General features: G+C 40.6%; 20 protein-coding genes, 1 tRNA gene and 1 pseudogene. 11 read left to right on the plus strand and 11 right to left on the minus strand.

The window, feature by feature from the left end; genetic code table 11:
* Nucleotides 1–54: 54 nt before the first annotated feature.
* The 5 genes from dapC to FTU09_RS10420 form a co-directional block, all read right to left on the minus strand.
* On the minus strand, nt 55–1,224 hold the full coding sequence (gene dapC, locus FTU09_RS10400) for a succinyldiaminopimelate transaminase (protein ID WP_004971444.1): 1,170 nt from the start codon (nt 1,222–1,224) through the stop codon (nt 55–57).
* A gap of 20 nt (nt 1,225–1,244) precedes the next feature.
* Nucleotides 1,245–3,911, minus strand: coding sequence for a [protein-PII] uridylyltransferase (glnD, locus tag FTU09_RS10405; protein WP_180080222.1), 2,667 nt, complete (start codon nt 3,909–3,911; stop codon nt 1,245–1,247).
* A gap of 27 nt (nt 3,912–3,938) precedes the next feature.
* A complete protein-coding gene (gene purT, locus FTU09_RS10410) occupies nt 3,939–5,156 on the minus strand; it encodes a formate-dependent phosphoribosylglycinamide formyltransferase (RefSeq protein WP_180080225.1) in 1,218 nt (405 codons plus the stop codon).
* 181 nt (nt 5,157–5,337) lie between these two features.
* Entirely contained in the window at nt 5,338–5,685 is a 348-nt protein-coding gene (gene ygaH, locus FTU09_RS10415) for an L-valine transporter subunit YgaH (RefSeq protein WP_004971441.1), read from the minus strand.
* Nucleotides 5,682–6,419 carry an AzlC family ABC transporter permease gene (locus FTU09_RS10420; RefSeq protein ID WP_171062558.1) on the minus strand — a complete coding sequence of 246 codons (738 nt, stop codon included), beginning with the start codon at nt 6,417–6,419 and terminating at the stop codon, nt 5,682–5,684. Before FTU09_RS10420 ends, ygaH begins: the two co-directional genes overlap by 4 nt.
* A 119-nt stretch (nt 6,420–6,538) precedes the next feature.
* Here FTU09_RS10420 and FTU09_RS10425 point away from each other — a divergent pair, with 119 nt between their 5' ends.
* On the plus strand, nt 6,539–7,030 hold the full coding sequence (locus FTU09_RS10425) for a hypothetical protein (RefSeq protein WP_026438320.1): 492 nt from the start codon (nt 6,539–6,541) through the stop codon (nt 7,028–7,030).
* A gap of 127 nt (nt 7,031–7,157) precedes the next feature.
* Here FTU09_RS10425 and ychF read toward each other — a convergent pair whose 3' ends face one another.
* A complete protein-coding gene (gene ychF, locus FTU09_RS10430; protein WP_004971435.1) occupies nt 7,158–8,249 on the minus strand; it encodes a redox-regulated ATPase YchF in 1,092 nt (363 codons plus the stop codon).
* 268 nt (nt 8,250–8,517) lie between these two features.
* Between ychF and FTU09_RS10435 the strand changes: the two genes are divergently transcribed.
* Complete coding sequence (locus FTU09_RS10435) at nt 8,518–9,282, plus strand: glutathione S-transferase family protein (RefSeq protein ID WP_096902290.1); 765 nt, start codon at nt 8,518–8,520, stop codon at nt 9,280–9,282.
* A gap of 79 nt (nt 9,283–9,361) precedes the next feature.
* Here FTU09_RS10435 and FTU09_RS10440 read toward each other — a convergent pair whose 3' ends face one another.
* Nucleotides 9,362–10,420: a hypothetical protein gene (locus FTU09_RS10440; RefSeq protein ID WP_218951316.1), complete on the minus strand. Its 1,059-nt coding sequence runs from the start codon at nt 10,418–10,420 to the stop codon at nt 9,362–9,364.
* Nucleotides 10,421–10,909: 489 nt separating this feature from the next.
* Here FTU09_RS10440 and FTU09_RS10445 point away from each other — a divergent pair, with 489 nt between their 5' ends.
* Nucleotides 10,910–11,380: an Lrp/AsnC family transcriptional regulator gene (locus FTU09_RS10445; RefSeq protein WP_004971430.1), complete on the plus strand. Its 471-nt coding sequence runs from the start codon at nt 10,910–10,912 to the stop codon at nt 11,378–11,380.
* Between the two features lie 85 nt (nt 11,381–11,465).
* Here the strand turns inward: FTU09_RS10445 and FTU09_RS10450 are convergent, their stop codons facing one another.
* Both FTU09_RS10450 and FTU09_RS10455 read right to left on the minus strand, forming a co-directional pair.
* Nucleotides 11,466–12,215 carry a YebC/PmpR family DNA-binding transcriptional regulator gene (locus FTU09_RS10450; protein ID WP_004971429.1) on the minus strand — a complete coding sequence of 250 codons (750 nt, stop codon included), beginning with the start codon at nt 12,213–12,215 and terminating at the stop codon, nt 11,466–11,468.
* Between the two features lie 99 nt (nt 12,216–12,314).
* The gene (locus tag FTU09_RS10455) at nt 12,315–12,893 is read right to left on the minus strand and encodes a 1-acyl-sn-glycerol-3-phosphate acyltransferase (RefSeq protein WP_131261328.1); all 579 of its coding nucleotides are present in this window, start codon (nt 12,891–12,893) and stop codon (nt 12,315–12,317) included.
* A gap of 306 nt (nt 12,894–13,199) precedes the next feature.
* Here FTU09_RS10455 and FTU09_RS10460 point away from each other — a divergent pair, with 306 nt between their 5' ends.
* Nucleotides 13,200–13,343: a hypothetical protein gene (locus tag FTU09_RS10460; RefSeq protein WP_154320842.1), complete on the plus strand. Its 144-nt coding sequence runs from the start codon at nt 13,200–13,202 to the stop codon at nt 13,341–13,343.
* A gap of 138 nt (nt 13,344–13,481) precedes the next feature.
* A tRNA-Ile gene (locus tag FTU09_RS10465) sits at nt 13,482–13,558 on the plus strand.
* 124 nt (nt 13,559–13,682) lie between these two features.
* Here the strand turns inward: FTU09_RS10465 and tehB are convergent.
* A complete protein-coding gene (gene tehB, locus FTU09_RS10470) occupies nt 13,683–14,549 on the minus strand; it encodes an SAM-dependent methyltransferase TehB (RefSeq protein ID WP_154321273.1) in 867 nt (288 codons plus the stop codon).
* Between the two features lie 279 nt (nt 14,550–14,828).
* Between tehB and FTU09_RS10475 the strand changes: the two genes are divergently transcribed.
* The 6 genes from FTU09_RS10475 to FTU09_RS10500 all read left to right on the plus strand — a co-directional run bounded on the left by FTU09_RS10475 (nt 14,829) and on the right by FTU09_RS10500 (nt 19,245).
* The gene (locus tag FTU09_RS10475; protein WP_096901204.1) at nt 14,829–15,455 is read left to right on the plus strand and encodes a 2'-5' RNA ligase family protein; all 627 of its coding nucleotides are present in this window, start codon (nt 14,829–14,831) and stop codon (nt 15,453–15,455) included.
* Nucleotides 15,452–15,973, plus strand: coding sequence for a bifunctional adenosylcobinamide kinase/adenosylcobinamide-phosphate guanylyltransferase (gene cobU / locus FTU09_RS10480; RefSeq protein ID WP_096901203.1), 522 nt, complete (start codon nt 15,452–15,454; stop codon nt 15,971–15,973). Before FTU09_RS10475 ends, cobU begins: the two co-directional genes overlap by 4 nt.
* Complete coding sequence (gene cobT / locus FTU09_RS10485; RefSeq protein WP_004976913.1) at nt 15,970–17,028, plus strand: nicotinate-nucleotide--dimethylbenzimidazole phosphoribosyltransferase; 1,059 nt, start codon at nt 15,970–15,972, stop codon at nt 17,026–17,028. The genes cobU and cobT overlap by 4 nt, the downstream gene beginning before the upstream one ends.
* Entirely contained in the window at nt 17,025–17,630 is a 606-nt protein-coding gene (locus tag FTU09_RS10490) for a histidine phosphatase family protein (protein ID WP_180080228.1), read from the plus strand. The genes cobT and FTU09_RS10490 overlap by 4 nt, the downstream gene beginning before the upstream one ends.
* The gene (locus FTU09_RS10495) at nt 17,627–18,370 is read left to right on the plus strand and encodes an adenosylcobinamide-GDP ribazoletransferase (protein ID WP_180080231.1); all 744 of its coding nucleotides are present in this window, start codon (nt 17,627–17,629) and stop codon (nt 18,368–18,370) included. Before FTU09_RS10490 ends, FTU09_RS10495 begins: the two co-directional genes overlap by 4 nt.
* Before the next feature lie 665 nt (nt 18,371–19,035).
* Complete coding sequence (locus FTU09_RS10500) at nt 19,036–19,245, plus strand: hypothetical protein (protein ID WP_180080234.1); 210 nt, start codon at nt 19,036–19,038, stop codon at nt 19,243–19,245.
* A gap of 85 nt (nt 19,246–19,330) precedes the next feature.
* Here FTU09_RS10500 and FTU09_RS10505 read toward each other — a convergent pair.
* Nucleotides 19,331–19,541, minus strand: a pseudogene (locus FTU09_RS10505) (biotin synthase); the annotation flags it as partial.

Consider the following 19,541-nt stretch of genomic DNA (forward strand, 5'->3'; position numbering starts at 1 on the left):
TAAGATAATTAAGGCGATCAGATGATCGCCTTAAATTTAATTGAAATCATTAACTTATAAAATCGCTTTAAGACGTTGAATTACTTGTTCACATTGCGCCAAATCTGCAACCAAAGCTAAGCGAACATGGTTTTCACCCGGGTTACCTTGTGCGGTTTCACGAGATAAATACCGACCTGGCAGCACTTTAATATGGGCTTTTTCCATCAATATTTTGGCAAAATTTTCATCATGGTCGACTTTGAGCCAGTAATAAAAACCTGCATCTGGTTTTTTTAATGGCAGTAAATGCCCAAGTTCCGTTTGGAATAATTCAAACTTGGCGCGATATTGTTGACGATTATCTTCAACGTGCTGTTCATCATCCCAAGCTGCAATAGATGCCAATTGATGTTGTACAGGCATTGCCGCACCATGATAGGTACGATATTGCAAATAAGGTTTTAATAAGTTGGCATCGCCCGCAACAAAGCCTGAACGCATGCCGGGTAAGTTTGAGCGTTTAGACAAAGAATGGAATACGATGCAATTTTTGTAGTCATCGCGTCCAAGTTCGGCACAGACTTCCAGTAAACCTGTAGGCGCTTGGTCAAACCATAATTCTGAATAACATTCATCAGATGCAATGACAAAATTATATTGATCTGACAGGGCAATCAGCTTTTTAAATTGTTCTTTTGAAAGGACAGCACCTGTTGGATTTCCCGGTGTACAGACAAATAATAAAGCAGTTTTTTCCCAGACTTTTGCAGGTACAGCATCAAAATCACCCAAGTAATTATTGTCTTCGGTGCAATTGATGAAATAGGGTTGAGCACCTGCCAATAAAGTTGCCCCTTCATAAATTTGATAAAACGGATTGGGCATCACTACATAAGGCGCATCTTCACGTCGAATCAAGGCTTGTACAAAGGAAAAAATCGCTTCACGTGTACCTGAAACGGGGAGAACTTGAGTGTCTGGGTTAACTTGTTTTAAATGAAAGCGTTGTGTCAGCCAATGGGCAATGCTGTGACGTAATTCAGGCAGACCTTTGCTGTTCGGATAAGTCGATAAATGCTGAAAATTATCAATAATGGCTTGTTTGACAAATTTAGGTGCAGGATGTTTAGGTTCGCCAATAGACAGTGGAATTAACGGCAAATTTGCAGGTTGTACGTCCTGAAATAGTTTGTTTAACTTTTCAAAAGGGTAAGGATGTAATAAGGACAAACTTGAGTTCATGGATGTTCCGTAAATTGGAGTTAATGTTGACCACAGACCTGATTAGAGGCCTCATCTAAAGCAGCTTTGAGCTGGATTGCAAAGGTATCTGCTTCAGATTTTGTCATTGGGTTGCCATCTTTTTTGGTGACGAAGAAAATATCTTCGGCACGTTCGCCCAGGGTGGCAATTTTGGCGGAGTGAATATCTAAGCCTTGCATCATAAACAAGCCGCCAATTTTGGCGAGTAACCCGGGATGATCTAGTGTGGCAATTTCGACCATGTTTTGATTCAGCGCTGCATTGAAAGTCACTTCTACTGTATTTTCAATGTCAAAATGACGTAATTGACGCGGAATGCGGCGTTGCATCAGACCCGGATATTTATCTGACTGGCTCAAGGCATTCACTAAAGCCTCAATCACCATTTCTTCACGTTCAGGGTCTGTTAAGAGTGTGCCAAAACGGTCTAAGACCACGTAAGTATCCAAACTAAAGGCTTTGGTCGCAGTAATAATTCGTGCATCCTGAACGTCAAGGTTCATGCGGTCTAAAATAGCGACAGTTGTGGCAAATAGGTTGGGTTGGTCTTGCGTGTAAATAAAGATTTGTACTGCGTCTTGTGCTGATTTTCGGTGCGCGCGCATGAGCACTAATGGTGCAGGATTATCGCCATGCTCCAAAATCGCGCGGGTATGCCATGCAATTTCATCGGCAGATTCTTTAATAAAGTATTCATCGCCCAGTTCTTGCCAGACTTTTTCAACAGCACTGAGTTCAAAATCTTTAACCAGTAACTCGCTTGCCGCAAATTTGGTGTCTTCAATCAGCATTTGATAATCGACGGGACGCCCAAGTCCTGAGCGAATGACATCACGCGCTTGCGTATAAAGTTGGCGCATTAAGGATGCACGCCATGAGTTCCAGAGTGTTGGATTAGTCGCATTAATATCAGCAACCGTTAAGGTATAGAGATAATCTAAATGCTCCATATCTCCCATTTTTTCGGCAAATTCCTTGACCACATCGGGGTCAGAAATATCTTTTTTCTGTGCTGTGACTGACATCAACAAGTGATTTTTGACTAACCATGCCACAAGGTTACATTCACGTTCAGTAAATCCGTGTTTACGGCAAAACTCAATCGCATCTACCGCACCAAGTTCACTGTGATCACCACGACGACCTTTAGCAATATCATGGAAAATCGCAGCCAAATAAATAATGTCACGACGGGCTAAACGCTGAAATACCGAACTGACCACAGGAAAATCTTTCGCTAATTCAGGTTCTTTGAAGCGGCTTAAGTTGCGGAGTAATAGTAAAATGTGCGCATCGACTGTATAAATATGGAATAAGTCGTATTGCATTAAACCTGTAATTTGACCAAAAGCGGGGATGTAATTGCCCAATACACCTAAGCGTTTCATAGTCACCAAGGTATTATACAAGCGGTGCGGTGAGCGCAAAATTGCCATAAACAGCGCTTGATGCGTTGGATCATCACGGAAACTTTGGTCAATACGCTTGGCTGCAAGTGTCAGCAGGCGCAGTGTTCGTGCGCGAATTCCTTCAATTTCAGGACGATTGGCCAATAAATAGAAAATTTCTAAAATTGCGCTTGGTTTTTCTGAGAAAATTTTGTGGTGCTGCACGGCAAGTTTGCCATCGACCAGTTTAAAATTTTCATTAATTTCTTCAATGTTACGTTCATAATTAGGCAAACGCGGGGTAATGACCGACTCATTAAAATAGGCCAGCAACATTTCATTTAAAGTGGAAACTTGCTGTGCAGAGCGATAATAACGCTTCATAAATTGTTCAATCGGGTAATTTTGCGGTTTACCTTCTTCTCGAACATAGCCAAAAGTTGCTGCAATATCTCGTTGATAATCAAACAATAAACGGTTTTCATCACGTTTGGTTAAACGATGGAGATGATGACGGATTTCCCATAAAAAGCTTTCGGCTTCTTCAAGTACACCCAATTCAAATTCTGAAATAAAACCTAAATGCACCAAGTCGTAAATACGATTGACGCGAAAATGGCGTTTGGCAATCCAGCCAATTTGGTTGATGTCACGAATACCGCCCGGAGCATTTTTAATATCAGGTTCTAAATTACTTTCGGTGTCATTGTGCTGCGCGTAACGCTTGCTTTGCTCCTCCATTTTGGCATCAAAAAAGGTTTTATCTGTCCAAGTTTGCGAAACAATACGACGCGGCCATTTGGCAAGCTGCTGATTTCCTGTAATTAAACGCGCTTCAATCAAGGCAGTTGCAACAGTTAAATCACTGGTTGCCTGAATCACACAGTCTTGAATAGTCCGCACGCTGGTGGCAGGTTTGAAGTTGCCAACATCCCATAAAGACGAAATAAAGGTCGAAATAAGTTGTTCTTGTTCTGATGTGATTGCATCTTCCGACAACACCATAATATCGACATCGGAATAGGGCAGCATTTCTTTACGCCCATAGCCGCCCACTGCAAATAGGCTCAAATCGGTTTTGTCTAATTCAGCATGTTGCCATAAGAAAGTGAGCGCTTCATCAATCAGGTTAGAACGCGCCAAAATCACTTCACGAATGGATTGTCCATTTTCAAAACATTGTTGTAGCTGATTTTCGACATCGGTGCGCCATTGGTTAATGGCCTGAATGTCATGGTTGCTTTTTACATAATTCAGCAAGGGTAATGTAATGATCATGGACAATTCCGTTATGCAATGACGAGCTTAATTTTGATTTTCGTTTAAATGTACGCGAACAGTGTCCGCAGTATGCTGAGCTAGCTCACGCGCTTGCTCTGTGGTTTCTGCTCGTGCAGTGGCAACGCCCATACGACGACGCTCAAAACCTTCAGGTTTGCCAAATATACGTAAATCTGTATCGGGATGTGCTAATGCAAGATTCAGGCCAGAAAATGAAAGATTTGTTGCATCGACACCTGCATAAATCACTGCACTGGCTGCAACGCTATGGCGTGTGGTATTGACAGGTAAGCCTAAAATCGCGCGGGCATGTAATTCGAATTCACTTTGGAATTGTGAAGCCAATGTCACCAAACCTGTGTCGTGTGGACGTGGAGAGACTTCACTGAACCAGACTTTATCGCCTTTCACAAACAGCTCTACACCAAAAATACCGCAACCACCTAAGGCAGTAGTCACTTTGTGTGCAATTCGTTTGGCTTCAGTCAAGGCAGCATCACTCATGGCTTGAGGTTGCCAGCTTTCTACATAGTCGCCTGCATCTTGACGGTGACCAATTGGGTCGCAATATGAAGTTTCAATCGCACCAGTTTCTGGATTTTTAGCACGTACGGTTAATAAGGTAATTTCAAAATCGAAGTCAATTTGTGATTCAACAATCACAGTGCCTTGATTGACGCGTCCGCCAGTCTGGGCATATTCCCAAGCTGCATCAACTTCATCAAAGCAGGTGACACGCGATTGTCCCTTGCCTGAAGATGACATCACAGGCTTCACAAAGTTTGGATAACCAATGTCATCACATGCAGCGCGGAAAGATTCGAGTGAATTGGCAAAGCGATAAGCGGATGTCGGCAAACCTAATTCTTCCGCAGCTAAACGACGTATGCCTTCACGGTTCATGGTCAAATTTACCGCTTTGGCAGATGGAATCACTGTTGCAATATTTTGCGCTTCAATTTCAAGTAAAACTGATGTCGCAATCGCCTCAATTTCAGGCACAATTAAATTAGGTTTAATTTTTTCAATCAGTTGTTTTAATTCTGTGGCATCTGCCATGTTTAAAGTATAAGCATAATGTGCGACTTGCATGGCTGGCGCATTGTCGTAGCGATCGGCGGCATGTACTTCTACGCCTAAGCGTTGCAGTGAAATTACCACCTCTTTACCGAGTTCCCCTGAACCCAATAGCAAAACCTTGAAAGCAGAAGATTGAAGGGGAGTACCAATGGTCACGCTCATGTGAATCGTCCTTGCTAAAGTGGGCTTTTAGCATAGCAGAACTGTTCCATGAGTTAAGCCCTGTTTGCAATAAAATCATGATTTTGTCATCTCGTTGTATTGCATTCAGTGCTTTAAAGCAGTTAAGGCTGAATCCTGAAATAGATCGTTTGGACGATTCAACCTCTAAATTTCAGCAACATTAGAACGAAAATGGCACATAAGTATAAATTAAACCATAGGTGATGGCTGCGGTAAGCGTTGCAGGTACGATTTTCTTAAACTTAAAATACAAACCTGTCAGCACTAAAAAGCCAATTAACATCGCAAAACTTTTATTGGGTGTTTCAAGCAAAGGTGGCAAGGTTGCAACCACAAGCATAGAGCTAATTGCAGCAATACCAATACTGCCTAAAGCGATTTTAAGCCATAAAGCACCACGTTGTTGCGAGCCTTGTTGAAACTTCTGAATCACAAAAAATGGCCCAAAACGTGAGGCGAAGTTTGCGATACCGACCATAATACCGACCAAAATAATTTCTAAACTCATGATTTTGCTCCTGTATGTTCAGGGTCGGGTTGTTTTAAAACATAGTGTTTAAATAATCCCGCCAAAATACCTGAAGAAATCCCAATAAAAATTGCAGCAGATAAGTCAATAAAATAACAAGCTACGGCAGATACTAGAATGGTGATTCCCACGACAAAGGTGTGTTTCTTTTCAAATGCTGCCAATAAGAAGCTAAGGAATAAAGCGGGCAGTAAAAAGTCGAGCGCCGCTTGCAAAAACTGTGGCATTTTAGTGACTTGATCGGCAAATAATCCGCCTAACAAAGAGCCTAATGCCCAAGACAACCAACTAAATAAACTCAGTCCAAGCATCCATGATTCAGACCATTCCTGACGGCGCTGTGACAGTTTAATCATGCCTGAGGCAAAAACTTCATCGGTCAGACCCCATGACCAAATTGCAGTTTTTTTTAGGTTTAAACGATCTTGAATCAGGTTTTGTAAGGCCGGGCCGTAAAGTAAATGTCGAATATCCAAGGCGATTACCGTTAATGCGGTCATCCAGATTGAAGTTCCACTGCCCAATAAGGCAACGACTAAAAATTGACTCGCCCCTGCATACATCGAGCAAGATAAAAATAAGGCTTCCCATGCGCTAAAGCCGAATTGAGTTGCAGAAACACCAAAAGCAAAAGAAACAGGCAGATAGGTGAAAATAATCGCCTGACTATCTTTTGCACCTTGCCAAAAACTTGCTGCGGGCGCAGTTTGAATATTGTGTACGGACACGACACACCTTGTGGGAGAAAGTTGAACGATGGGTCAAATGAAGATTGTGTATTATACTTGAATTCATTAGCATGATGCCGAATTGTTTGTATGGGCGAACCGATATGTTGAAATTGAAAACACCTGTAATCCTGCTTGCTTCAATGTTATGCAGTAGCCTGTTATTGCAAGCGTGTAGCAATGACAACAACCCGCAAAAAACAGTAGAAATTAAGCCTGCGCCAAAACTCACCAATGATGCGACTGTGTATGCGCAAGCCGCGTGGGAATTAATGAATGAAGTTGAGCCGTACGTGTATCGTAAACAGCGTAACTTAATTGAAGATAAAGTCCGCAAACCTGCCCGTAAATTAAGTACCGACTGGCGTATTAATGTCAAAATGACCGACTCTGTAACGGAAGGGAAATATGCGCTGTGTCGTAAGGCCTTGACCAGTTTGGAAATTTGGGCACGTGCGACGATTGACAGTTCAAGCAGTCTTGCACAAAAACAAGCCGATTATGAACGTGATAAAAAACAATGTGCCGATGCTTTGGCGCATCCTGAATTGGGTAATACCGACCCGAAACAAAAGGGCAATGTGGTGCAGTCTTAGTTGAGATTATTTTGCATTGATGTGATGCAGAATCGCCTATAAAAAAACCTCGATGCTTACATCGAGGTTTTTTTATTGAATCAATGCTCGGCTGTAAGCATTGTTCTAAAACTAAACATAAAAACAATTAAACATTAAAACGGAAGTGTAAAACATCACCGTCTTGTACGATATAAGTTTTACCTTCCAAGCGCCATTTACCTGCTTCTTTTGCACCTGCTTCGCCGTTGTATTGTACGAAATCCTCATAAGCAATACATTCTGCGCGGATAAAGCCTTTTTCAAAGTCAGTGTGAATTACGCCTGCTGCTTGTGGTGCAGTTGCACCTACTTTCACTGTCCACGCGCGGACTTCTTGTACGCCTGCAGTAAAGTAAGTTTGCAGACCTAACAGCGCATAACCTGCACGAATCACTACGTTCAGCCCTGGTTCTTCCATACCAAGAGCTTCTAGGAATTCTGCACGGTCTTCATCTTCAAGTAATGAAATTTCGGCTTCAATTTGGTTGCATAAAGGCACCACAATCGCATTTTCTTCTGCAGCAAGTTTTTTGACTGCATCTAAGTGCGGGTTGTTTTCAAAGCCATCTTCTGCCACGTTCGCAATATACATGGTTGGTTTTAAGGTTAATAAACCAAAACCACGAACCAATTTGCGTTCATCGTCATCTAAATTGGCTGCACGTGCAGGCTTGCCATCATCCAGTAAAGGTTGGATTTTTTCTAAAACGGCTTTGGTCGCTACGGCTTCTTTATCGCCACCTTTGGCAGATTTTGCTAAGCGTGTAATGGCTTTGCTCACCGTTTCTAAATCGGCCAACGCAAGTTCGGTATTGATGGTTGCAATGTCATCTAATGGGTCAATCTTACCATTTACGTGAATGACGTTTTCATCTTCAAAGCAACGAACTACATGCGCAATCGCATCAGTTTCACGAATGTTGGCAAGGAATTGGTTACCTAAACCTTCACCTTTAGATGCACCTGCAACCAAACCTGCAATATCCACAAATTCCATCGTGGTGGGTAATACACGTTGCGGATTTACGATTTCCGCCAATTTGTCCAAACGTGAATCTGGCACAGGTACAATGCCTGTATTTGGCTCAATGGTACAGAACGGGAAGTTTTCCGCTGCAATTGCAGCTTTGGTTAAAGCATTAAAAAGCGTAGATTTACCAACGTTTGGCAGGCCCACAATACCACAATTAAAACCCATGAATAACTCACAACGTGTTATTTAAAAATTAGGCACGATTTTACATGAAAGGGCAGATAAAGTCAGGTCATCGGACAGATGTTTCTCCAATCTAGCGTGCTTGATGCTGTACGTTGAATTTCTTTTCGGAATTGATTTTGAATTGCTGACTGTTTCGCCTGAATTTTGAATAAAAAGTACATTGTAATTATAAGAGGCTATGACTAAAGTATGACAAGCACAGTATTGATACTGCTTTGGATATCAAAATTTTAAATATGGAGATTTTATGCGCATCTTATACCAGTTTCCTTTGTCTCATTTTTGTGAGAAAGCTCGCTGGTTATTGGATCATAAAGAGTTAGATTATGATGCGCAAAACTTAATTCCAGGCGTGCATCGCGCTTTTGCCCAATTAAAAACAGGGCAAAATAAATTACCTATTTTACGTGATCAAGACCGCTGGATAGCAGATTCGACTCAAATTGCTTTATATCTAGATGATATTTACCCCGAACATGCCTTGTTACGCAGTGATGCCGAACAATATAAACATGCGTTGGCCATAAATACTTTGGCTGATGAATTGGGGCAGCATGTGCGTCGATGGGGGTTGGCGCATGCATTATCTGAAAGTGAAGAACCTTTGGAAATTTTAATTGGCGAAAAAGGCTATTTGCGTCAATTTTCTAAATATTCCAAGCCAATTATTAAAGCCTTGGTGTCTAAGGGCTATCAGCTCGATCAAGATAAAGTTGCAGAATCCAAACAGCGGATGGATGAATTAATTGTCATTTTAAATCAGCATTTGATTGATAATTACGGGCGTTATTTTGTGGGTGAGCGTTTAGGTTTAGCCGATATTTCAGTGTGTTCGATGCTTGCACCTATTTTGGAAATTTCTGGAACGCCGTGGGAAAAAGAACATGATGAAGTGATTTCTGAAGAATTTAAAGATTATAAAAAATATTTGCTGGATTTACCTTTAGGGCAATATGTTTCTCGTATTTATCAAACTGAGCGTAATGCACGTGTAGATTGGCGCGGTATTTAAATGTTATCGCCTCAGATAAAATACGCGCAATCTGCGCGTATTTTTTGGATACTGATGTATAAAAACCTAAAACCAAGGATTAGAACAAAGAATTTAAGTTATTCAAATCAAAAGTCTGTACCAAATTTGGCAGGGTAGCTAAATCAAATTGAGTGTCTGATGTGCCACCAGTTAAATTGCCAAATGCATCGCCTAATGCAGGGACTAAGCTATCAATATTGATCTCTGAACTGGTTGTAGATGACGCACCTTGCAGTAAGTCGCTGATGTTAAAATCTGAACCAGAAATTAAGTTGTCAAAACCATCACTCAAGCCATCTAAGCTGAAACCACCAGTTGTATCTCCAGTCAGATTATTTAATAAACCACCTAGATCAAAGTCACTTGCAAGCTGACCTTCAGGATTAAGCAACGCAAGAATTGGTTCTAGAGCAGCGATATCTAGACCACCTAAATCACCACCGATGTTACCGCCAATTAAGCCGCTTGCCAGTTGCGCAATTTGTGCAATATCAAGATCGCCATTGCCTTGCATTAAACCGCCTACTAATTCAGCAATGACCGCGATATCCATACCGCCTAAACCGCCACCGATATTGCTGCCAATCAAGCCGCTTGCCAGTTGAGCAATTTGCGCAATATCAAGATCGCCATTGCCTTGGATTAAACCGCCTACAAGTTCAGCAATCACTGCGATATCCATGCCGTCTAAATTGCCAGTATTGCCGCCAATTAAACCACCAACCAGTTGTGTGATTGCAGCCATATCGAGGTCACTATTGCCCGAAATCAAACCGCTGACCAATTGAGTAATTTGAGCAATGTCAAGATTACCTGTATTGCCACAGATTAATCCATTCACTAATTGGGTGAGTTTCGTAATATCTAAATCACCTGCATTGCTGCCAATCATGCCGCTGAGTAAGTTGGTGATGGAAGCGATATCGAAACTACCACTATTGGATTGTGTCAGTTTGCTAATTAAGCTGGTGATATCTAAGTTGGTATTTGAGCTTGAAAATTGGCTGATTAGATTGGTTAGGCTAGAACTATCTAAGCTGCTGCCAGAGAGTAAACTTTTTAATAAAGAATCTAGGGTAGGTGTGGTCGAGGTCGAACTAGTCAGGCTGCCAAGCAAACCAGAAAAGGTATTGCTTAAAGAGCCACCACTTAAGAGTCCATCGAATAAAGAGCTGGTCTGAGTTTCTACGGTAAATACAGAGCTAATTTTATTTTCAGCAAGCTTAGAGATTTAAAAGCCATGACGATTCCTTGTATTTTTATTGGTTTTGTTGTGCTGCATTGTGCTTATTGTCGAGCGCATCTGTTTTAATACATTTCTATACACTTGTAAAAGATAGACGGTCGGGATTGTGAAAATTTATGAGTAGAATCGTTGTTTTGTTGAGTTTTTTAAATTTAAAAATTTGAAAATCAATAAATTAGAAAGCTGTTCCGTTTGTCTGTTAAGTTGCTCAAAACGATAAGCGGTGATCTGTTGAATCATAAACATTTTGCTTTAATAATGGAAAATAATTTTCGATAAAGATGCTTAGTCTGCAAAATAATTTAAGTATAATGGCATCATGAGTTTAAATTTTAGCTGATTAGATTGAGTGCTTGAAAAATGGAATTAGATCGCTACGATAAGCATATTTTAGAAATTTTAAGCAATGAAGATGTCAATTTGAATGAACTTTCCGAGCGGGTTAATCTGTCGGTAAGTTCGGTGCATCGCCGTATTAAAAGTCTGATCGATCATAAAATTATTTCAGGTTTAAAGCGTGAAATTAATTATCAAAAACTGGGCTTTAGTTTGCATGTGTTGTTGCAGGTGTCTTTGAGCAAACACGATACCGATATTTTTGCTAAATTTTTGGATGAATTGGAAAGTATTCCTGAAGTGATACGTGCATTTTTGGTGACGGGACAGACTGCAGATTTTATTGTAGAGGTTGTGGCACGAGATATGGAAAATTACAGCGAAATTTTATTAAAACGGATTGGTAAAATTGAGCATGTGGCAGGTTTGCATTCTAGCTTTGTGATTAAAGAATATGATGTTTTAAACTGTCATGGTTTATTAAATAAAGTTTAATTTATTAGAATCTTAGAATTATTTTGACTGGATCTATAAAAAAACGCACGAGAACGTGCGTTTTTAGGAATTGCAGTTAGACCGATTATGCGTCTAATTGTGCTAAAACTTCATCAGAGAATTCAACGTTGGTATATACGTTTTGAACATCATCTAAATCTTCAAGCATATCAATCATTTTCATAATTTTTTTCGCTTGATCGATGTCTGTAATTTCTGCTTTGGTCGATGGGCTCATGACCACTTCAGCATTATCAGATTTCAAACCTGCTGCTGTGAGCGCATCTTGAACTGTACCAAAAGCTTCTGGCGTGGTAATAACCAAAATGCCATCTTCAGACACTTCAATATCTTCTGCGCCAGCTTCTAAAGCCACTTCCATCACTTGATCTTCTAAAGATGAATCTTCAAATGAAATTTCACCACGTTTTGTGAACAGGAATGCTACAGAACCATTGGTACCTAAGTTACCGTCAGTTTTAGAGAAACAGTGACGTACATCTGGCACGGTACGGTTTAAGTTGTCTGTCATGGTTTCTACAATAACCGCAACACCACCTACACCATAACCTTCATAGGTTACTTCTTTAAGATCGTCGTTATCTTCACCGCCTGCACCACGCTGGATGGCACGGTTAATGACGTCACGTGTCATGTTAACTGAAAGTGCTTTTTCCACAACAGCACGTAAACGAGGGTTACTTGCCGCATCTGGACCGCCGAGCTTTGCAGCAGTTGTTAATTCACGAATAAATTTGGTAAACAACTTACCACGACTAGCATCTTGTTTGGCTTTACGATGCTTAATGTTGGCCCACTTGGAATGACCCGCCATGCGAACTATGCTCCTTACAGATTGGCAGTATGCCTATCAAAATTGCGCCCATTCTAACATAAGCCCTTTTTTTAGATAAAGGGCAGAGTTTTAGGTTTTTTAAGTGTTGCTTTGAGTTGTTTTTGGCTCAGGAATGACAATATCTAAGCCCACTTGTTCTTTATATAATTGTTGGATAAGTGCCATATCGTGATCTAAATCTGTCGGATAGATTTTGCCAAAAATCCCACCTTGTTTGGTTTGTGAGTTGGCATACATTAAAACGATAGGCACATTGGCTGCTTTGGCAATATGCCAAAAACCTGTACGAATTGGCTTGCGGGCTTCACCTGTTTTTGCGCGAGTTGCTTCGGGTGCGATGACCAAATTGAAATGTTCATTTTGATCAAAAAGTTCGACCATTTGCGACACAATATCTTTGTTAGATTTACGGTCTACTGGAATACCGCCGACTTTTTCTAAAATAGGTTTAAGTGGCCCTTTAAAAAGCTCTTTTTTGATTAAAGTATGAATTTTAATATCATAAATTTGGAACAGAGCAAGCGAGAGGATTGCATCCATCATTGAGGTGTGTTCAAAACCGACGATCACTTGTTTATTTTCGAGGATGTTGGGTTCTACCTGATATTGCCATCCTGCAAGTTTGAATGCGGACTCGCCTATAAATTTTTTCAACATAGATTTAACAGCTGATGAATCTGGAAATGCATAATTTCTGCTTGTTTTATATAAGAGTCAACAGAAAATTGTTTGAAATATAGCAATCTCAAGTGATGCAGTTGATATAGCGTTATATCTTTTATTGGTTTTAACTCTAAATACTTTGTTTTTAATATTAAAAATATATGAATTGAGAGAAATTAAGTCTTAAATTGAGCAAAAATGCACTATTCAAATGATTTGTAAATCATTAGACTTTGGTCGTAATTAGCTATGATTCTATTCATCATTTCACTATTCCACGCATCATGGAAGGATACTAAAGTGGCTTATTTGACGACTTTTCTTGTGGCATTGACTGTGTTGTTATTGGTCTTGGTATGGTCAATGTTTGAGTTGTTTTTAGAAGTGCGTAAAGAGAAGCGTTTAAAGTTGCATCGGGCAATGTTTCGGAAAGTGAAGGTGTAGTTTTTATATTTCAATAATAATCAAATTCGTCTGCTGACTATCTATACAGCAATTTCTGAAAATGGCTTGTGTTTTTAAAAAATCTTCGCTAGTATTCTTTGCGCTTGAACTTGTTGAAATATAACAAATTCAATTATAGGGCCTATAGCTCAGTCGGTTAGAGCAGCGGACTCATAATCCGTTGGTCGACAGTTCAAGTCTGTCTGGGCCCACCATATAAAACAACCACTTAGGTGTACTAATCCTAAGTGGTTTTTTATTTTAAGCTTTATGTAAGCAATTGAAATGTAGTCTGTGAGCAGCTCAAAAGCTTATTCATTTAAGATTCCACTTGCACATCTACTTTTTCCTCGCCAACAACGTCGCAAAACGCTGTTTAATGCGATTGCCATCTGCATCTGTGCGGTGCAACTCACCGACATTTTCATTGTATTTCACAATATCCCAATCAGCATAATATGCACTTAACTCACCCGCTTTAAAACTAAAAGGGAAGTCTTGTTGCACGGGGTAATCTTCAGTATCCATCGCGCAAACAATTAAGTTAAAGCCTTGTGGTTTGGTCGCTTGCTGCATGTGCTGAATAAGCGTAGGAATGGTTTCAGGCGCCAAAAACATCATCACCACTGTACAGTTAATGAAGTCATATTCCTCCGTAATTGTGGCATCCTGATTTAAATCCCGCACAGTAGTTTGAATAGATGAAATCTGTTCTGTAGCAATAATTTCATTTAATTTTTGGATACTACTCGGATTCACATCCCAAGCATCCACCTGAAAACCGTTTTGGCTCAAATACAGCGCATTTCGGCCTGTACCACAGCCAACATCCAAAGCTTTACCCACGGTTAACTGTGGAAGTGCCATTAAAATTTCAGAATGTGTTGGGCTTAATTTATATTTTTTAACAAAATAATCTTGAGGCAAACAATAAAAACTAAGCTGGCACTCAATATCATCACTGGCAGATACAATTTTATGCCACGCTTGCGGTTCAATAAATGGTGGTTGATTTTCCACGGAAAAAATATGCTCAGATTGTACTTCACCAGATTCATGCAGCATCGAAAAATGCAATTCGCCTTTTAAAATAGTCAACTTCGCCCATGTGCCGACTTGGGTATTGTGTTGTTTTTTAAACCCTTGTGGAATTGAGTCATGATTCCAAATAGGAAGTTGTTTATAACAGATCAATTCTTGTTGCATCATAAACTCCAGTTATACCGATTCTGATGGGGTAAAGCTTCACAGTAATGTAGTGTCTTGTGTAGATTAGAAAATATCATCTTCATTTCAGCATAACATTGCAGACCTGTTTCAGCCATCTTCTGAATTTTATCCATCTCATTAAAATCAAAATTATTTAAATGATGTAGATGGTTAAAATACCAAACTGAAAAATATTCACCTCAAATTGCATGATTTTCATGTCTATTCAGTTGTGAATGTTTTACCATAAGCTGTTTTAATTCATTGAATTATCCCGTGTTTATTCAAGCCAATCAGTACGTTATTCCAACACAGCAGCATGATTATCCTGAATGGCATCGTGGGCGTGAGCGTTATGTGCTTTGGTATTTAGCTGTTCAACATCCAGCTTTAGAATGTTATTTACAACAATTAAAACAGCAATTTTCAGATGTATTATTTCGCCCAAACACTCGCCAGTTTCATATCACCTTATATATTTGTGGGTTTTATGCAGCAAAAAAGCATTGGGAAGATGACTTTCTCGAGTCACAATTTCAACAACAAGTTCAAGCCTTACAGCAGTTGCAACTAGAGCCTTTTCAACTGAAAGTGGGCGGCATCAATAGTTTTGATAGTGCTTTATTTGTAGAAGTGCAAGATCAATCACAGCAACTGGCGCGTATACGTCAGGCACTTAGCGTAGGCGGGGCTGAAATCGCAGCTTTACAGTATCATCCACATATTACTTTGGGTTTATATCAAACAGCGTGTTCAACCAATTTGATTTTGCAGCGTATTCAAAATCTCCCCGTGCAATATTTCGATTTAGATATCCATCATTTAAATTTTGGTTATTATCAGGCACACACTTTACAAGGTCAGCTATTTAGCACGCATCAATTTCCTTTGGAGCACATGTGATTCAACTTATTTTGGGCGGTGCGCGTTCGGGTAAAAGCCGTATGGCTGAGCAAACCGCGCAGCAACTTGGCAAATCCGTCATTTATGTAGCAACTGCACAAGCGGGCGATGCAGAAATGCAGGCGCGGATTCAGCATCATCAACAACAGCGTCCGCAGACTTGGCAATTGTGCGAAGAGCCTTTGTATTTGGCGGAGCAGTTAAAGATGCTGGATCATCCGAATGCTGTGATTTTAGTAGATTGTCTGACCTTGTGGATGAGTAATTTGTTGATGCAATCTGCAGAAAGCTTTGCCGAACAACAAATTTCAGCATTGCTCGAAGTTTTACCTCAGTTGCAAGCCGATATTATTTTAGTGAGCAATGAAACAGGTTTGGGCGTTGTACCGATGGGCGAAATAACCCGAAAATTTGTCGATGAAACAGGGCGATTACATCAGCAATTGGGACAAATTGCAGACAAAGTGCAGTTCTGTGTCGCAGGTTTTCCAATGCTTTTAAAAGGAGAGAAGAAATGACTTGGTGGTTTGCAGCGTGTCAAAAGCCAAATGAACAGATGAAACAACAGGCAATTGCACGACAACTTCAATTGACCAAACCAACAGGTTCATTGGCAGCATTGGAAAATATTGCGATTCAACTGGCGGCTTTGCAAGGAACAACGCAGCCGAATATTGAACGTCCGTGGATATGTATTTTCGCAGGCGATCATGGCGTGATGGAAGAAAATATTTCCGCCTATCCCCAAGCCGTGACTCGGCAAATGCTACAAAATTTTGCCACAGGTGGGGCATGTATCAGCGTCATCGCCCGACAATATCAGGCGCATTTACAAGTGGTGGATTGCGGCTCGGTCGGGGAAGCGTATGAATATGCAGGAGTAGAGCGGCATTGTATTCGTGCAGGCACAGCGAATTTTGCTAAAACCCGCGCCATGACTGAACAAGCGTGTGCAGATGCGATGGCACTTGGACGTCAAAGTGTGGAAGATGCCATCGCACAGCAGGCCTCGATTTATGTCGCAGGTGAAATGGGTATTGGAAATACCTGTTCGGCATCAGCCTTGTCTTGCTTTTTATTACAAGAACCTGCTGAAGCCTTGACTGGCATAGGCACAGGAATTGACACTGCACAATTGCAACATAAAAAACAGGTGATTGATGCTGCTTTAGCTCTACATCAGAACTATGTGCAAGATGATGCTTTTAAAGCCTTATGTGCAGTTGGTGGATTGGAGGTCGCTGCAATGGTGGGCGCGTATATTCGCTGTGCGCAGTTGGGCTTGCCGATGGTGGTGGATGGTTTTATCAGCAGTGCTGCTGCATTAGTTGCAGTGCGTTTAAATCCTCAAGTCCGAGAATGGATGTTGTTTGGGCATCAATCGGCTGAATATGGACATCGTCGCTTATTAGAAGCATTAGGTGCACAAGCCTTGCTGCATCTAAATTTACGCTTAGGTGAGGGCAGCGGTGCGGGCGCGGCATTGGGCATTATCCAACTGGCCTGTGCCTTGCATAATCAAATGGCGACTTTTGCCGAAGCTGCGGTTATTGGTGAGAAAGTATCTTTATGATCATGCTAGACCTATTAAGACATGGCGAAACAGAATTGGGTCATACTTTGCGTGGCTCAACCGATGATGCTTTGACTTTAAAAGGTTGGCAAGACATGCAGCAGACTTTAAACACGGCAATAGCTACAGGACAGCGATGGGATGTTGTGGCAAGTTCACCTTTACAGCGTTGTCTGCAGGTTGCTCAGACCTTTGCGCAAGCACAGCAATTGCCACTGTATATTGATGCACAATTTCAGGAAATGCATTTTGGTGCATGGGAAGCTATTTCCACCCAAACTTTGTATGAACAATACCCTGAAGATTTAGCTAAATTTTGGATGACACCAACCCAGTTTTGTCCACCACAAGCAGAATCTTTGCCAAATTTTCAGCAGCGCGTTTTGCAGAGTCTGTCTGATCTAAACCAATATATACAACAACTTGAGCAACAACCTAAACGTGTGTTATTGGTTACGCATGGCGGGGTAATTAAATTACTCAAAGTGATGGCGCAGAAACAACCTTTAGACGATATTTTAAAAATGTCTGCAGCGTTGGGGCAATTGAGTTCATTCCAGTTACATCCCAATGGCAAGATTCACATGCAGGGGCAAACATGACACCTTTTTGGATTGCCTTGCAATTTCTGAGCACGTTTCCTGTTTCTTTAAAACAGATACCAACTGCAGTGCAAAATGCGCAATCACTGTTGTTTTATCCGCTCGTTGGCTTATTAATCGGGGCTGTGTTGTGGGGGATGGCGCATCTATTGCAATTCCTGCCTTTGGTTCTGAGTAGCAGCTTAATTTTAGTGCTCTGGATTTGGCTGACAGGTGGTTTACATTTAGATGGACTGGCTGATACTGCCGATGCATGGGTCGGCGGTTTTGGCGATTCTGAACGTAGCTTAAGCATCATGAAAGACCCAAGCAGCGGCCCGATTGGAGTATTGAGCTTACTGATCTGCTGTTTATTAAAATGGTCTGCGTTGTATGTATTGCTCGAACAACAGTATTTGGCATTTTTGCTGTTTGTACCCGTATTGGGACGATTAAGCGCTTTGGTTTTATTTTTAAGCACGCCTTATTTACGTGCCAATGGTTTAGGCACTGCTATTCAGGCACATTTGCCTAAAACAGGCACAAAAATTGTGATCGCATTGACCTTGCTTGCAGGAGTGCTTTGGGGATGGGTGGGTTTGGTGACCGTTCTGACTTTTATCCTTAGCACCTTGTATTTGCGATATAAATTTATGCAGCGTTTAGGTGGAATTACGGGCGATACCGTTGGTGCGAGTATTGAAATAACAGAAAGCATGATGTTATTGGCTATTGCGATTCTTTGGTTTTTAATAAATTAGCTTTTGAGCAGTTTTTCTTGTTTCAAGTGCGCTGAAAATTGAAATAATATAAGCGAATGAATTTACAGCTATTTATGCACTCAATTTCAGCAAGTATGCAGATGAATTTGTCATTTGTCGGAAAGTTCCTAAATTAGATTTGCTATTTTTTTTAAATATGATAATAGTAGTTTATGTCAATCAGCCTTGATGGCATTTGTATCTCAGGATGAGATCACAAACGTGATGTATAAAAATCAAAAGGAATGTCATTTATGATCAAACTGTTAAAGCAAATTTTCTGTATCCATATTTATGAATATGACGCAATGGAAGAAATCGGGGCGCATTTAGAGTGTCGTAAGTGTGGGGATTCTAAGACACAATAATGTTAAGTATTGAATCTGTATTAAAACCAAGTGAGTCTTTATGACTCACTTTTTTATTTTAGGCTAATAGCCTGAATATTTTGCTTAGTCTTGACTGCATGTATAGATTAGACTGCACTTATCCATCTTCAAAACTACATATATCATTCCCACCTCTTTTGGTGGGGAGACTTCTCATGCTGTACGAAGTTTGATTTATACAAGTGCACAATTAAATTTTCTATCCTCCGCACACTTTATCCCACAAGGTATTCCGCTTAAAATTCTGTATCTAGAAATATTGAACTGACCGTATTTATGGCTAAAAACTTTCAAGAAAAAACGTATATTGTAGATGACAATCTAGCAGATACTTTGACGTGGTTGCTGCATCATCAGGACTGTTATGATCGGTTTTATTATGCTGCGATTCAGCAACAACTGACGGTAGAACATGCCAACGGGGTAGATATTATTAAAACAGGGCAGTATTTAAATGCCAGTTACGGAATTTTAATCACCTCTTAAAAGCATTGCCGCATAAACTTATTTTGCTGCATAAAAAACAAAGTCCCTTTGCGGGACTTTGTACATTTGGATGGATGCTAAAACTTTAAGCCATTGCCATCGCATCTACCGACAATTCAGAAACCGTTGGTTTAGCACGTTCAGGCACTAAGCCTAACTTTTGGAACAATTGTTTGTCTTTGCCTTCGCCTGCGTTTGGTGTAGTTAAAAGTTTTTCACCTGAGAATAACGAGTTCGCACCTGCCATAAATGCCAATGCCTGATCTGAATCAGACAACGATTCACGCCCTGCAGAC

This window comes from Acinetobacter sp. YH12058, from assembly GCF_013419805.1.
Taxonomy (GTDB): domain Bacteria; phylum Pseudomonadota; class Gammaproteobacteria; order Pseudomonadales; family Moraxellaceae; genus Acinetobacter; species Acinetobacter towneri.

Coding starts and splice junctions, on each gene's coding strand:
- dapC (WP_004971444.1), bottom strand. CDS start 1,224: ATGAACTCAAGTTTGTCCTTATTACATCCTTACCCTTTTGAAAAGTTA.
- glnD (WP_180080222.1), bottom strand. CDS start 3,911: ATGATCATTACATTACCCTTGCTGAATTATGTAAAAAGCAACCATGAC.
- purT (WP_180080225.1), bottom strand. CDS start 5,156: ATGAGCGTGACCATTGGTACTCCCCTTCAATCTTCTGCTTTCAAGGTT.
- ygaH (WP_004971441.1), bottom strand. CDS start 5,685: ATGAGTTTAGAAATTATTTTGGTCGGTATTATGGTCGGTATCGCAAAC.
- FTU09_RS10425 (WP_026438320.1), top strand. CDS start 6,539: ATGTTGAAATTGAAAACACCTGTAATCCTGCTTGCTTCAATGTTATGC.
- ychF (WP_004971435.1), bottom strand. CDS start 8,249: ATGGGTTTTAATTGTGGTATTGTGGGCCTGCCAAACGTTGGTAAATCT.
- FTU09_RS10435 (WP_096902290.1), top strand. CDS start 8,518: ATGCGCATCTTATACCAGTTTCCTTTGTCTCATTTTTGTGAGAAAGCT.
- FTU09_RS10445 (WP_004971430.1), top strand. CDS start 10,910: ATGGAATTAGATCGCTACGATAAGCATATTTTAGAAATTTTAAGCAAT.
- FTU09_RS10450 (WP_004971429.1), bottom strand. CDS start 12,215: ATGGCGGGTCATTCCAAGTGGGCCAACATTAAGCATCGTAAAGCCAAA.
- FTU09_RS10455 (WP_131261328.1), bottom strand. CDS start 12,893: ATGTTGAAAAAATTTATAGGCGAGTCCGCATTCAAACTTGCAGGATGG.
- tehB (WP_154321273.1), bottom strand. CDS start 14,549: ATGCAACAAGAATTGATCTGTTATAAACAACTTCCTATTTGGAATCAT.
- cobT (WP_004976913.1), top strand. CDS start 15,970: ATGACTTGGTGGTTTGCAGCGTGTCAAAAGCCAAATGAACAGATGAAA.
- FTU09_RS10490 (WP_180080228.1), top strand. CDS start 17,025: ATGATCATGCTAGACCTATTAAGACATGGCGAAACAGAATTGGGTCAT.
- FTU09_RS10495 (WP_180080231.1), top strand. CDS start 17,627: ATGACACCTTTTTGGATTGCCTTGCAATTTCTGAGCACGTTTCCTGTT.
- FTU09_RS10500 (WP_180080234.1), top strand. CDS start 19,036: ATGGCTAAAAACTTTCAAGAAAAAACGTATATTGTAGATGACAATCTA.